Here is a 14,110-nt window from a genome sequence, read left to right as displayed (position 1 = left end):
ACGACCTCGCAGCTGTCGACGTCAGTGGCAACGCCGCAACGGTGTCAGTGGGTGCGCGCATAATCCACATATGCCGTCCGAGCCCGACCCGGTAGCACCGCAACGGCTCGGGGATCTGCCTGAGCCGCGCAGGACCGCATGGCTGTGGACCCACGCCCTCGATCTCGACTACGACGGGATCGAACAGCTGGTCATGGACCGTGCACAAACGCCGTGCCGTTGGGACGGCAACCGCGGCCGGATAGACCTGGTCGGGTTGACCGCAGTGCTGGGCAGCGACGGACGCTTTCACCTCCGCAGCCGGGATGGCTGGCTGGTGTGTGAACGCGGAACCGGACCGAGCCGTCGCCGAGCACCGGACCCGCAGCGAAGCATCGATCAAGAGAGCTACCTGGTCTGGTCCACCGATGGCACGAAATACAGCATCCATCCGCCCAACTGCTGCCCATGGCCGGGCGCGACGGAATCGGTGACGTTCCGGTGGTCGGTGCGGCTGACCGAGACGACCGCCGACCCGGTGGCCGTCCCCAACCGGTACCGGTGCCCGACTCAGGAGACATGGACGTGGTGGCCCGCCCACCACAACCCGAAAACTGCCGACGGCCGGATGCGTGCCTTGCTGGCCCGGGAACTTGGACCCGACTGCCACGCCTGCGGATATGCGCCGGGACACGGCATCGACCACGATCATTTCACCGGAGCGGTGCGCGGATTGCTGTGCCGTTTGTGCAACAACAGCACCATGGGAGTCGAATCGTGCCCGCACCTGAGTGGGTGCCGCTGGGCCGACTACCTCAACGACCCACCTGCCGCGAGACTGAAGTTGACATATCCCAGACGTGGAAAACCGTGGCGGACAAGCTCTCACGCGGCGCGCGTGGAAGCCCTCGGCTTCGATCCCTTCGAGTAACCGCACCCGCACGGCGGTAACGGGCACCGTGTTAGGTGATGGGCCGCTACCAGGGTTGCGGACCGACATCGTTTGCACCGGACATTATTTCGACGATTGTACGATCGGCTTCACAGCCCGGACGGTGGTAGCAAGGGGCTCGCAGAGGCAGCAGGATCTCAAAATCGTGGCAGATCCGCCAAATCCCCGCCAAATATTCTGAGATTTGTCACATGTTTCGAGACCCTACATCAGGCCTTCTTATCCTTGATGGCGCATCCGAATTCACCGTCGCGAACCCCGGCCAGAAATGCCTTCCACTCCTCGCTTGTGTAGGCCAGCCTCGTGCCGATTGCATCGCGCAGGTCCGTTCCGCGGGAACCGAACTCAACCGACGGGAGGCCTGAGGCAAGGGGCGTGGGTTCTTCGCTCAAGACAACGTCTAGGAAAGCCGCCCACGCGACGGCGCTCACAGCAATTTCCGGCTGGCACAACGGGTCTCCGATGTACTTGCTGTCACGGATACGAACAGTCGAACCGTCGAACAAGACTTCCACGCAGGCACCGCCGTTGCTTCCGCTATAGGTGCTCTTTCGCCAGCCTCCACCGGACGACCCTGCCGTGGCCATGCTCAATCCTTTGTCTCCTCAGCAACTTTCAGAATCAGATTGCGGGATTCGACCGGACCTAGCGCGGCCGCCTGCAACCTGTCCCAAAGCTGAGCGTACGCCCGCACGGTCTCCGGGCGGTCGACGTAGTCGGCATCGGCGTAGCCATCGAGGTACACGACGTCCGAGGTCGCATCGTCATCGAAGCGCAGGAGGATGAAGTGCGCCCAGGCGTCGCCGACGCTCTTCGCATTGAATGGCAGAACCTGGATGGCTACGCGCGGAGACTGTGCAATCTCGGCGAGGTGGCGGAGTTGGTCGCGCATGACCTTCTCGTCGCCCACCATCCTTCGCAGTGCGGATTCACTGAGGATTGCGCTGACAGTCTTGCGACGCTGGTCGAGCACTTTTTGTCGCTCGAGTCGCACCTCGATGACCTTCTCGATCTCGTCATCGGCCGCCCGCGGTTGGCCACTCAGCAGCATGGCGCGGATGTAGGCCTCGGTTTGGAAGATGCCGGGGATGACTTCGTGCTGGTACCACTTGATCTCGCTCGCATCGGTTTCGAGGTCGATGTAGCGGCGGAACCAGTCCGGGATCGATCGGACGCCACTCCATCGGCCGCGCTGTCTACCGGCACGGGCGAGCTGCTTCATCGACTCCGCGTCGTCGCCGACTACGCCGTAGAGCTCCAGGAGTATCCCTAGATCCGTCAGTTTGATGCCGCTCTGGCCCATCTCCAACCGGCTGATCTTGCTGGCCGCGGAGTCGATGGCCTTCGCAGCTTCGTCCTGTGTCTTCCCCGCTGCCTCGCGGGCGCGTTTGAGGGCGAGCCCGAGCCGACGCCGCTGGATCGTGGGGCTTTCCATCGCACTGCTCCTCTGCTTGATCGCCGACCAGCCTGGCGTGACCTGCGCACCTTCAAGAGCAACCACAGAATACATTCCCAAAATAGAAGTCCAGTTGTACTCTTGATTCGCAAACCCAAAATAGAAGTCTATTTCAGACTCAGCCGGTCGACACCTCCAGCCGACCTCCGGATATCCCGCGCGTCTCGTAGGGGTGAGCTTTGTGGAGCTCTTGCCAACCAAGAATCACGTCTTGTCAGCGTGCCGGGGCGATGCACCAGGCAACCACCCACTGCTGCAGTGGGCAGCCGAGCTGTCACTCACCCACCAGCAGCTGCTCAACGCGGATGGGGCCGCACGGGAGCCGATCGACGAACGTCGTGTCGAACTGATCCGCAACATCGACAGATGGGTTGCTCGTGAGCTGACACAGCCACTGGGCTGCGCTCGGCTGCACACCGAAACCCTTGGAGCGGTAATCGATCGGTTGGCGATGTTCACGGTGCACGCCAACGCCGCACTGACAGGCACCCGCGAATGGGAGCTCTGGGATTCGTGGGAACGCCTGGCGGAACTGGCCGTTGGCTACGAGGACCTGAAGGACGAGGTCTCCACCGGGCGACGCCGCTTACCCGTCGTGCCACACGACACCACAGACAGGGCGTGATGAATTCAGTCTTACCGCAATAGATATGCCACCGAGGAGAGCATGATGTCCACCATCTTCTGGTCCTTCCTGATTGGCATCACCGTGGGCGCGCTGACCGTGTGGGTCGCACCTCGGCTCACCGGAACGATGAGCCCGGTCCATCCCCATACTCAGGTGCAGGAGCACCTGACGGTGCAGCGAATCGCGGCCCGCATCGAACGCGAACGACTCGAAGGGGAGCGCGCCCAACGCCGGGCCCGATCCGGATCAACGATCACAATTGATCGAGCCCTTCTAACCAGTCCCCTTCTCTCGCAACGTGATATAGGCACCGAGGATTTCAGCACAGTTCATCACGGGCGCGCTGTCGGGCAGTGAACCACGAAGGTGCTGCAGCACGGTGACGGTGGTCTCGTCGTGAATGTCGGCCTGCTGGAGTAGTTCGTTCGCCTTCTTCGCCTCGGCGTCAAGCTTTGTGTCGTCCTCACGACACGCGCCATGCAGCGCATCCAGAGCTGCCTGCTCATCCGGGGTGAACCGCGCCGTTGCCGTCGACGCCGGTGACCGATCAGAGCTTTTAGAGTCCTCATGGGATCCGCATTGCCCGACCAATACCACAATTGCGACGATCCCCAGCAGAGGAAAAAGGCACCCAGCCTTCTTACCCGAGCCGCCGGATGCACTGCTCCGGCCAGCGTCCGCCTCACCTTCCAAGCGCCGGTCCCCCTCCGACGGTTGCGATGTATTCATCGCCGCCTTTCGTCCCCTAGAAATTGCTCGATAAATAGTGCTGGCGCGACGTTACTGCCGGTCTTCCGACCCTTCGGTGGGCATCAGCGGACTCTGCACGAAATGTCAGTGCCAAGTCACGCGAGGACACATGTCGGCGTTGTCCAGCGCAGGCTCAATCGGCATATCCGAAGAATTTGTTGCACAGATCACTCCGGGGTTCTAATCTGGAGCCCTCAGCACGACAGCGACATTGCAGCAAACGCAAGTGGCTCGATAGTCGCCTAGTGACTGACCTTCCCAGGGATCTGCGGTGGCAGTACCTGAAGGCGTGATCTCCCTTCCCGCGTACTCGAGTGGGACTGGCGCGCGCATTTCTTTCACCGATCAATCACACACATCCTCTGCCGCTGCGGCAGGGCGTTGACGGATCGCTCGCGCCATTATGCCGGGCCGATTCTCCAAAACGCTTGCCTGCGTGGGGGTTCGGAGGTGGAAGGAGGCATGCCATGAGGCGTCCCAGGAGAATCGTTCGAGCGTGCGTCGTTTCGCGTGGTCTCAGCGCGGCCATCGCGACAAGTTTGGTAGCCGCCGGGGTCAGTGCGGGAGTTGCAGCCGCTGAATCCACGGAGAGCGGCGGATGCCCCGGGTTGATCGCGTTGGGAGTGCAGGGGACCGGCGAATCCGCGCCAGATGCAGATGCGCGCACCGATTCCGGGTTCCTCGGAGATAACGTGTTGACCCCGTTGATGGTTCGTGCAGCTGGCAAGGCCGACCGCTTGTATGTCGCATATCCGGCAGGATTCGGTGGCGCGACGTCGGGGAGTTCCGAGCCGTACTCCGAGTCGGTGGCCACTGGGCTCAAGAACCTGAAGGAGTTGGCGACCGAGCAGTTGAGTCGGTGCCCGAGTTCATATCTGGCGATTGTCGGATACTCCCAGGGCGCCCACGTGGCGTCGATGTTCGCACAGGAAGCCGGCCGCGGCGGCGGGTCGGTTCCTGCGGATCGCGTTGCCGCGGTGGCGCTTTTTGCTGACCCGACTCGCAACCCGGATGCACCGCTGTTCCCTGGCGCTCCGGGCAGAAACGTCCCCGACGCCGCACCGGGAACCTCTGGTGACGCAGTTCGATCCGTGACGCCGATGTCGGAAGCGACTGCCACGGGCGGTGGTATCGGTCCTGAACGTGATGTCGCCGCGGATTTCGGATCACTGACTGGCAGGGTCGCGTCGTGGTGTACGACAGGCGATCTCGCGTGTGACGCCCCCAGCGGTGCGCCGATCCTTCGGGTGGTCACCAACCTGGTCGGGCAATCCGACCTGACCGATCCACTCAAGGCGCTGCAGTCGGTGTCGGAAGCGTTGGCGTTCACGGCCTTCAAGACTGCTGTCACGGTCGCAGACGAGGACGTCACTGGCACGTCGCTGGCGAGCCTGTCGCTGAATCCACAGAAATCGTTGTCGGAGCGGGTTGCCGAAGCCTCCGATCCACGCACAACGGTCGACACCGACGCAACGATCCGCGCACTGTTCAAGGTCGCCACGATCGGATTGAACGCGGTGACAACCCTCGCCCAAACGCTACTGACCCCGGCGAACATCACCGAGCTGATATCGGCCGGGCTGGCCAATCCGGGTGCGGCGATCGCGCTGTTCGGTCAGAAGCTTGCGGCGGCTGTCCCGGAGGTGATGCCACCGGCGACCACGAGTCGGCTGGTGCAGCAGGCGTTCACCGCAGTCGAACAGAACGTGACCGACAACAAGGAGTTGCTGGATCTGGCCACGTGGACGAAATTCAGCGACACCGTCGCCCGCCACGTGTCCTACCAGACCACGCCGACGAACTCCGGTAGCACCGCGACAGCGGCGACAGTGGAGTGGCTGACCGCGGTGGCCGAGGATATCGCCGCCGCGCACGGTGGCGGTGCACGATGAGATCCGCAGGGCTCCTGCACCGTCGGCTCCCGCCGCGCGCGGTCGTCGCTCCCCCAGCCGCACAGCGTGCCGAGGTGATGACCGAACCGTGCCCCGCCCAAACGATCGACGGCAAGGTTCCATCATTCTGGCTCCTCGGTGCGCACGGCGGGGCCGGAGTGAGCACGCTGGCGTGGATGTGGTCACAGGCCGCCGATTGCGGGCGGGTGTGGCCGGCTCCTGTCGCCGACGAATCGAAGTTCGTGGTGCTGGTAGCACGTGAGACCGTGACCGGTCTGGCCGCAGCCGATGCGCTGCTGCGCCAGCATCACGCCGAACTCGCGGGCGGCTGCACGGTTTTGGGTCTGGTAGCGGTCGCCGCCCGCCCCGGCCGTTTGTCGACAGTGATCCGCCGCGACCTGGACCTCTACGGGGCTCTGACGGACCGAGTCTGGCGGGTCCGGTGGCATGAGGAGTTCATTCAGCAACCACTGCGGATGTTCGGCCGCAGCAGCGAAGACCTCGGCTGGCGCGACACCTCAGTGCCGTCCGATGTTGCGGTGATCGAGCACGAAATCCTCACGTTCGTAGAGCAATCCGGATCCGGCGCCGCACAGGAAGGAGGGCTGCCGTCATGAACACGATTCATGAGTTCCTCGCGATGAGCATCTCCGCCATCGAGCCGATCACCTCTGAGGCCCCACCTGGATCGAACGCCATCATCCGGTTGGTGCGGTGGCTGCTGTGGGGCGTGATGCTCTCCGGCGTCGCCGGGATCACCTATGCGGGAGGGAAATTCGCGTGGGAGCGCTGGACCGGTGGCGTCCTGGAATCGCCCAAGATGGTCGTCGCCGCGTTGATCGGCGGCGTCGTGGCTACCTCGGCCTCGACCATCCTTAACACCGTCGTGCTCACCACCTAGCCGGACGAGGCGATCACCATGACGAGCACGTTGATATGGGCGGCCTCCGAGCTGAACCCGGAGGTGAACCGGACTCTCCGGCAGCTTCTTTCGTGGCTGCTCTGGGGGTGCGAGCTGGTACTGCTGGCCCGGCTCATCGCGGCCGGAGCGCAATTGTGGATGGAGCGGCGGCAGTCGGAGATCCACGGCCGTCACGCCGGAACCGTCATCGCGGTGACACTGGTCTCGACTGCCGTCGCGGCGGTCGCGGTGCCGATAGCGGCCGCTGCGTTGGGGGGCTGAGCATGAAGCCTCTGTTGGCGCTGGCCGCACTGCTGTCGGCTGCACTCATGTTGGCCGTCGCCTGCGCGGGTGCCGATCACCATGACGGCGGTGCCGCCGATGCACCGGCGCAACCGACTGGCATCCGGTGGACCGACTACCAGGGCGTGGCGATCCCGCTCACCGACCAGGGACCCCGCACCTATACGCCCTCCGTCGCAGCTGGTTTCGACCCATCACCTGTCGGAGCGGCCGTGGCTGCGATCGTGCACACCATTCGGATGTCGCTCGCGGCGGATGGAGCGTGGGCACAGATCGCAGCGGCCGAATTGGCGCCCGGTCCCGGCAAAGACGACTGGGCCACTGCACGGGTGCTGTTCTCCATCACCAGACCCGCCGAACCTTCGTCCGCACCAAGGATTCTCGGCTACGACGTCGACCAGTACACGCCCGGAAAGCGTGCAGAGGTGACCGTGTTCACGGCGTATCCGGATGCTTCACTCGCCGCAACCCGCACGGTCGTGGTGTGGATGGGCGAGGACTGGCGTCTTCAGCTTCCCGATCCCCATTCGACCCAACGCCTTGTTCAGACGATCTCCCGAATCCCTGACAGCGCAGTGAGATTGGAGAAGTCGCGATGAACACCTCCGAAAGCACACGGTTTTGGTCCAAAGGTCGGCTCGCGGCAGCGATGTTCGTGGCCTTGATCGTCATCGTCGCAGCAGTTGCGTTCATCGTCCGCTCCGATAATTCGGACAGCCAAGACTCCGGCACGCCTACGCCGCCGACGATTGGCTGGGGTGACACCGAGGGCGGATTCGGACCCCCGACGACCGACATCCTCGGACGGCGAGTGGACCTTCCCCTCGCTGCCGCAGGCCAACCGCTGCCGCAAACCGTCGCACCGGTGGCCGAATCCGACCCTGCATGGCTGACCGCCGCTCCGGCGGGCACGACCGAGCGGGGCGGCTGGCAGCGCGTCTACGGAGTATCAGTGCCGTTCTCGACCTCCGACGGGCCCACCCAGATCCGCGGCGGGATGGCCGCCGGGTACGCGCGCACGCCACGCGGCGCAGCACTGGCGGCGGTATACATCACCCACCAACTCGCCGCGCGGCCAGCAGATCCCGCCGTCGTCGCTCGGGTCAACTACACCCCGGCCGACTTGGCCGACTACCACAGCAAGGTCGCGAACAGCACGCTGCCGATACGACAGCCGGAGAACGTGACGCGGTGGATCGTGGCCCCGGACGCCTTCCAGATCATGTCCTGGTCTCCGGATCTCGTCGTGGTGAAGACCGCGAGCCGCCGCGCGCCCGGCACAGCCGACCAGGCTCCTACATGGACATCAGTTCGATACACCGTCGTCTGGACCCGCGGTGACTGGAACCTGGTACCCGGCACCGGCCTCACCGGAAGCCAGGAGATCGCCTCGATCCTCGGGTGGACGCCATGGTGACCCGGGAACGCACGAACCGCCGACTACGTCGCCGGATGGCCTCCATCCTTATCGCCGTCGTCGCGGTGCTAGGCGTCGGGATGAGCCACAGTGCCGCCGATCCCGGGTCGTTCGGATTCGATCAAACCTGTAACCAGCTGCACGACACCATCAGCACCGTCCCTGGACTCGGTTCGCTCGGGGACACGGTGTCGGGGCTGTGCAAGGCCGGCAATGTCGCCACACATCCGCTCGATGCCGTCGAAGCGGTGAAGGACAAGGCGTGGGACACGACCTTCGGATCGATCGTCGATTCCCTTCTGCACGGCCTGGGGCAAGCGCTGATCATGGCGCTCGTTTGGTGGACCAAGATCCCCAACGACAAGCTTCTCGCGGAGCAGGACCTGTGGACGCGAATCAGTAAGTACACCAGCGATATTCAGGTCTACTTCCTCGCGGCATCCGTTATGGTCGGCGCGGTGCGGATGGCGATCGCGCGCCACAATGCCCACGCTGAGCAGGCCGGCGAACTCATGCGCGTACTGACGCGTTCGATCGTCGCCGTCTGGATCGCCGGAGCGGTCGTCCTGGGCGCGTCCCGCGCCTCAGATGCCTTTGCAGCATGGATCATCAATGACGCCACCGACGGAAACGCCACTGGCACAGCAAAATTCATGGTCGAGACCAGCGCCTATCAAGGGTTCTCGCCAGGACTGGTGTTGATCATCGCGTGTGTCGGGATGCTTGGGGCCCTGGCGATGGCGGTCATGGCGATCCTGCGCCAGGCATTCCTGGTCGTCGCCATGGCGATGCTGCCCTTGGCGGCGGCGGGGTCCGGGCTCGGGTCGGGCAAGCATGCTCACGACCGCCTCTGGTCCTGGATCTTGGCGTTCCTGCTGTGGAAACCTGTTGCGGCCCTTGTATATCTGATCGCCTTTTCTGCTGTCGATACCACCCCGGCGATGAACCCGGCCACACCGTTGGACGCCGACACCGGACAGCGTCGGCTGGTAGGCGTGATGTTGCTGATCTGCGCGGTGTTCGTCCTACCCGCCCTGATGCGGCTGGTGTCACCTGTCGTTTCCGCTGTCGGGTCCGGCGGGTCGGGTGCTGCCGCGGTCGGAGTGATGCTGACCGCCGGAGCCGCGGCGGCCACCGGCGGCAAGGCGCTGCTGTTACGCGGAGCCGGCGCGGCCGCAGTGGGTGCGGGCGCGTCGAACGCCGATTCTGGCGGCGGGACGGCACCGACCGGTCACGCCACCCGAACCTCGACCACAGCGACAGTCGGACGCACCACCGCCGCGGGCACCCAAGGCAGTACCTCGCCGACCGCAACCACCGCTCCCGCCAACGTGTCGGGCACACCCGCTGGAGCGGCGCCCGCCCGCACACGCACTGCGACCAGTACTGCGCCGACTGTATCTACTGCCGCGCCGCCGCCGAAGCGTACAGCGGCGCCTCCCCCTCCATCGCCACGTCGCCGAGGGGATGACGACATCCCGATCTAACTGTCCCCCAGCCGGATTCGCTGGCCGAGACCTGTACATAACGAAGGAGGGTTGACCATGGCGACACACGTCGAGACTGACATCGAACGCACCTATAGCGCAGGTACCGTCCCCCGCGCGGAGGGTCTGCTTGGGTTGTCCTGGCCCGGGATGGTGAGTGCGGGCACGGTGGTGATCACCGCGATGATCACCCACTTGATCGCCGGATTCCCAGCGTCAGGAATCGTTCTCGCGACCGGTGCCGCCATCGCTGGACCGCTGGTGATCCGAATCCGAGGCCGTTCCGGATATGAACGCGCCATCCTGCTCGCCCGCTGGGTGCATGCTCGCCGCCGCCGCGAAACCCTCTATCACGGTGGCGCGTTCTCGACCCTGCCCGGCCGCTCACGAAAGCTCCCCGGTCTGCTCGTCAGCACCAGTCTCTACTCGGGGCGGGATATCGCGGGCTGGCCCTTCGGCATGATCCATGCCCCGAAACTGCACGAATACACGATCGTGCTGGCCTGTTGGCCACAAGGCGCCGAGGCGGTCGACCAGCCGATCGTGGACCGGTGGGTCGCAGCGTGGGGCGGGTTCCTGGCCGACGTCGGAGGACAACCCGATATCGCCGCAATCGTTCCCGTGCTCGACACCGTGCCCGAGACCGGCAATCGGCTACTTAAGGAGGTCCAAACGCTCACCGATCCCGACGCGCCCGAGTCGGCGCGAGAGGTGTTGTGGGCGTTGGGAACTAGCCTTCCCGCTCAGCATGTCCGGTTGGAAGCCCGGCTGGCGATCACGCTGCGGGCTACTACGCCCGAACGCCGCAAGGACCCGGCCGAGCAGGCCCTCGAGATCGCGCGTCGTCTGCCGGGCATCACCGCGGCTCTCGACGAAGCCGGGGTGCGGTCACGACCGATGACCGCCGAGGAGATCATCGCTTTCGTCCGCCGCAGCTTCGACCCGTCGTCCCAGGCCGACTTGGAAGCCGCGGCGACTGAACCTGATGGACACGGGCTCACCTGGGAGCAAACCGGACCCAGCGAGCACGACGAACGGCGTGACCACTACCGCCACATGGGTGCGCTATCGGTGAGCTGGGAGATGGATGCCCAGCCCCAAGGCGTGGTGACCGAACGGGTCCTTACCCGACTACTCGAGCCCAACCCGGATCTACCCCGGAAACGCGTCGCCGTCGTCTACCGACCGCATTCTGCCGCCGAGGCCACCACCATCGTCGACAACGACTACAAGGACGCCCTCGTCGGCTCCCAAAACCAGCGTGGCGGAATCACATCCGCGGCCTCCGTGCTGCGCGTCCAAGCCACCGAACAGGCCCGCGCCGAGCAGGCTCGCGGACATGGCGTGAGCAGTTACGGAATTCTGGTCACGGTCACCAATCCCGCTGGAACTGATTTGCCGCGCATCGAAGCGCTGACCAAGGACCTGTCGACCCAGTGCCGGCTCCACATCGAACGGTGCTACCGGTATCAGGCCGCGGCATTCGCCGCGTCTCTCGGCCTCGGGGTGATCCTGCCCGAGCATGCCAGCGTCCCCAAGTTCTTGGAGGGCTGAGCGATGCGCCGATTACGCAGTCGCACAAGTTCCTTGGCAATACCGGACTCTGCTCGCCGTCGCCACCGCCTGGTCGGGCGCCACCATCGTGACTCCGAATCACACAGCGAGGCTGATCATGGGGAGGATCGCGAGCGGCACACCGCGCGCTCGACCTCTACCGGCTACTGCGGTGCGGAAGGGGGTCGGTGCGCGGGCGTCGGTCGACCACTGGAGGTCCGTGGCACGACGGCGCAAATCGTTGGACTGTGGCCGTGGGCCGTAGGCGCCGGGGCGCCAGTAATCGGCACTCCCCTCGGCCCACACCTGCGCACCGGCGCACCCGTCTGCTTCGACCCGCTCAATTGGTTCGCCCGCGCCGGACTACTGTCCGCGCCCAGCCTGTTCGTCCTTGGCCTCAACGGGTTCGGCAAGTCCTCGCTGGTGCGCCGGATCGTTATCGGTGGCGTCGCGCAAGGCATCACTCCACTCATCCTCGCCGACGTCAAACCCGACTACCGGCAGCTAGTGGAGTCCGTCGGCGGGCAGGTCATTGACCTCGGTCATGGATACGGCCGACTCAATCCTCTCGACGGCGGTGCACTGGCCGCTGCCGTCGTTGCGCTGGAAAAGGCCGGACAGGGTGAACGGGCCGCGGTGATGCGCTACGAGTGGCATGCCCGCCAGGCATCGCTGCTCTCAGCTCTGATCGAGTTGGTGCGCGGCGCTCGGGTCGCCGACTACGAGCAGACCGTCATCGCGACCGCGCTGCGAATCCTGCATTGCCCCACCAAATCCGGCGGACACGGGTTCACACCCGATCATCCACCCGTGATCGACGATCTGATGAACGTCATCGTGGCCGGCGGAGAGGACCTCCGTCTTGATGCCGCCGCCGACACCGAGGCGGCCTATCGGGAAGCCATCATCGGCATCCGCCGCTCACTCCGCGCGCTGACCCAAGGACCATTCGGGCGAATCTTCAACGGGCACACCACTACCCGCATCGATCTCGATGCTAGTGCTATCTGCGTCGACGTCTCCCACATCCCGGCCGGAGACAAGAAACTCAAGGCTGCGGTCATGATCGCGTGCTGGGCCACCGGATTCGCCGCTATCGAAGCACACAACGCGCTCGCCGACGCCGGATTGATCCGCCAACGCTACTTCCAGGCCGTTATGGACGAACTCTGGCAAGTCCTGGGCATGGGCGAGTTCATGGTCGACCGTGTCGACGAACTCACCCGCCTGCAACGCGGTATCGCATGTGCACTGATCATGATCTCGCACACCATCAAGGACCTCGACAACCTCGGCACCAGCGCCGCGAAGGCCCTCGGCTTTCTCGAGCGCGCCCGGGCGAAGATATTCGGAGCGCTCCCCGCCGAGGAGATCTCACGGCTGGACTCACGAGTTCCGTTCACTGCGACCGAACGTGAGATGGTCACCTCTTGGTCCTCGCCCGCCGCGCTGAGCGGCGACATTCTTGGCAACGGGGAGAACCGCCCGCTGCCGCCGGGCACCGGCAAGTTCCTGCTCAAAATCGGCGAAGACCGGCGACCCGGCATCCCCTTCTATCTGGCGCTGACCGACATCGAGCGAGAACAGTTCGGGGATACCAACTCTCGCTTCTACGGCTTTGCTACTCCGCGGACAGAAGCAGAGCGCGACGCCTCTCGCAGCAATGCAGATGAGGTGTTGTCGTGAACCGCGGGAGTGGGCTGCGGCTGGGCATCACGCTCGCGGTCGCAGTCCTGGCGGTGCCGTTGCTGCTGGTCCTGATCGTCATCCCTTCCGACGGCGGCTGCACGAACCAATCCGCCGGTGCAGCATCGACTGCGAACGGCTTCACCGCCAACCAGACCTCGATCGCGCGTACCGCGATCGCTGTGGGTCGAGCGCGCCATATCAGCGACACCGGCATCACCGCAGCGCTCCTCGCGGCCGGCGCCGAAAGCGACTTCCGCAATCTGGCCAACGTCAACGTCCCCGAATCATTGCGCTACGACCACGACGCAGTCGGCGACGATCACGACTCGGTCGGGCCGTGGCAGATCCGCGCGTCCCTGCACGGCACGGACGGGATCGCGGGGCTGATGGACCCAGTCCACCAAGCCCACTGGTTCTACGACCAACTCGATGGCCTCCCGGGGTGGCAGACCATGACCCCCGAAGCCATCGCGCAAGGCATCGAACGCTCCGCCGTCCCCGACGCCTACTCCCGCCAAATCGACCGCGCCACAGATCTACTGGCCGCCATCGGTGCCAGCATCGGAATTCCGGTCTCCGCCTGCGCGGTCGCCGCCGCCGATGCCGACGGCTTCGGCGCAGCCGTTCTCGCCGCGGCCCGCCGATGGATCGGCTACCCGTATGTGTGGGGTGGAGGCGACGAAAACGGTCCCACTTCAGGCGGTTTCGACTGCTCCGGGCTCGTGCTGTACGCGGTCTATCAAGCCTCCGGTGGCCATATTGCGCTACCGCACTACACCCAGGCCCAGCAGGACGACCCCCGCGGCGCACCCGTGGACCGCGCAAACCTGCGCCCTGGCGACCTCATCTATTTCACCAGCCCGGGGCAGAACGACTCGCATCACGTCGCGATCTATGCCGGAAACGTCGACGGCGACGAGATGGTCCTGCAAGCACCGACATTCGGCGTACCCGTCGGTTACGGATCCCTGTCCGGATGGTCAGGCGAACGCTGGGACATCCGACGTTTCGGCGCGGTAGAGGGAGGCACCAGCCCATGACGGCCAGCTGCCCAGCAATCCCACGAGACCGCATCCCGGTCGTTCACATCCCCATGCACGAA

The 14,110-nt window shown here is 64.9% G+C and carries 15 protein-coding genes; 12 read left to right on the top strand and 3 right to left on the bottom strand.

The features are described from left to right. Positions 1 to 70: 70 nt before the first annotated feature. On the top strand, positions 71 to 910 hold the full coding sequence (locus ON43_RS44205; protein ID WP_083914199.1) for an endonuclease domain-containing protein: 840 nt from the start codon (positions 71 to 73) through the stop codon (positions 908 to 910). Between the two features lie 230 nt (positions 911 to 1,140). Here the strand turns inward: ON43_RS44205 and ON43_RS44200 are convergent, their stop codons facing one another. Together ON43_RS44200 and ON43_RS39055 are read right to left on the bottom strand one after the other, a co-directional pair. Continuing rightward, complete coding sequence (locus ON43_RS44200) at positions 1,141 to 1,518, bottom strand: DUF397 domain-containing protein (protein ID WP_083914198.1); 378 nt, start codon at positions 1,516 to 1,518, stop codon at positions 1,141 to 1,143. A 2-nt stretch (positions 1,519 to 1,520) separates the two neighbouring features. After that, on the bottom strand, positions 1,521 to 2,366 hold the full coding sequence (locus tag ON43_RS39055; protein WP_040815824.1) for a helix-turn-helix domain-containing protein: 846 nt from the start codon (positions 2,364 to 2,366) through the stop codon (positions 1,521 to 1,523). Between the two features lie 202 nt (positions 2,367 to 2,568). Between ON43_RS39055 and ON43_RS39050 the strand changes: the two genes are divergently transcribed. Next, positions 2,569 to 3,012, top strand: a complete 444-nt coding sequence (locus ON43_RS39050) for a DUF4254 domain-containing protein (protein WP_040815777.1) — start codon at positions 2,569 to 2,571, stop codon at positions 3,010 to 3,012. Between the two features lie 276 nt (positions 3,013 to 3,288). Here ON43_RS39050 and ON43_RS39045 read toward each other — a convergent pair whose 3' ends face one another. Continuing rightward, the gene (locus ON43_RS39045) at positions 3,289 to 3,708 is read right to left on the bottom strand and encodes a hypothetical protein (protein ID WP_157514393.1); all 420 of its coding nucleotides are present in this window, start codon (positions 3,706 to 3,708) and stop codon (positions 3,289 to 3,291) included. Positions 3,709 to 4,373: 665 nt separating this feature from the next. Here ON43_RS39045 and ON43_RS44195 point away from each other — a divergent pair. The 10 genes from ON43_RS44195 to ON43_RS38995 all read left to right on the top strand — a co-directional run bounded on the left by ON43_RS44195 (position 4,374) and on the right by ON43_RS38995 (position 14,048). Then, on the top strand, positions 4,374 to 5,657 hold the full coding sequence (locus ON43_RS44195; protein ID WP_157514392.1) for a cutinase family protein: 1,284 nt from the start codon (positions 4,374 to 4,376) through the stop codon (positions 5,655 to 5,657). A 158-nt stretch (positions 5,658 to 5,815) separates the two neighbouring features. Continuing rightward, the gene (locus ON43_RS39035) at positions 5,816 to 6,274 is read left to right on the top strand and encodes a hypothetical protein (RefSeq protein ID WP_157514391.1); all 459 of its coding nucleotides are present in this window, start codon (positions 5,816 to 5,818) and stop codon (positions 6,272 to 6,274) included. After that, the gene (locus ON43_RS39030; protein ID WP_040815774.1) at positions 6,271 to 6,558 is read left to right on the top strand and encodes a hypothetical protein; all 288 of its coding nucleotides are present in this window, start codon (positions 6,271 to 6,273) and stop codon (positions 6,556 to 6,558) included. Before ON43_RS39035 ends, ON43_RS39030 begins: the two co-directional genes overlap by 4 nt. A gap of 18 nt (positions 6,559 to 6,576) precedes the next feature. Further along, positions 6,577 to 6,840: a hypothetical protein gene (locus ON43_RS39025; protein WP_040815773.1), complete on the top strand. Its 264-nt coding sequence runs from the start codon at positions 6,577 to 6,579 to the stop codon at positions 6,838 to 6,840. Between the two features lie 2 nt (positions 6,841 to 6,842). Further along, entirely contained in the window at positions 6,843 to 7,460 is a 618-nt protein-coding gene (locus ON43_RS39020) for a DUF8175 domain-containg protein (RefSeq protein WP_040815771.1), read from the top strand. Next, on the top strand, positions 7,457 to 8,278 hold the full coding sequence (locus ON43_RS39015; protein ID WP_040815769.1) for a DUF8175 domain-containg protein: 822 nt from the start codon (positions 7,457 to 7,459) through the stop codon (positions 8,276 to 8,278). The genes ON43_RS39020 and ON43_RS39015 overlap by 4 nt, the downstream gene beginning before the upstream one ends. Next, a complete protein-coding gene (locus tag ON43_RS39010) occupies positions 8,263 to 9,765 on the top strand; it encodes a hypothetical protein (protein ID WP_051179983.1) in 1,503 nt (500 codons plus the stop codon). Before ON43_RS39015 ends, ON43_RS39010 begins: the two co-directional genes overlap by 16 nt. Before the next feature lie 57 nt (positions 9,766 to 9,822). Then, a complete protein-coding gene (locus ON43_RS39005; protein WP_040815768.1) occupies positions 9,823 to 11,319 on the top strand; it encodes an SCO6880 family protein in 1,497 nt (498 codons plus the stop codon). A 423-nt stretch (positions 11,320 to 11,742) separates the two neighbouring features. Continuing rightward, a complete protein-coding gene (locus tag ON43_RS39000) occupies positions 11,743 to 13,005 on the top strand; it encodes a putative type IV secretion/conjugal transfer ATPase (protein WP_051179981.1) in 1,263 nt (420 codons plus the stop codon). A 53-nt stretch (positions 13,006 to 13,058) separates the two neighbouring features. Further along, entirely contained in the window at positions 13,059 to 14,048 is a 990-nt protein-coding gene (locus ON43_RS38995; RefSeq protein WP_245569012.1) for a C40 family peptidase, read from the top strand. The last annotated feature ends 62 nt before the right edge of the window (positions 14,049 to 14,110 follow it).

This window comes from Nocardia concava NBRC 100430 (assembly GCF_000308815.1).
GTDB classification, from domain to species: domain Bacteria; phylum Actinomycetota; class Actinomycetes; order Mycobacteriales; family Mycobacteriaceae; genus Nocardia; species Nocardia concava.
Note: the sequence above shows the minus strand (reverse complement) of the source record. Positions and strands in the feature narration are given on the sequence as shown.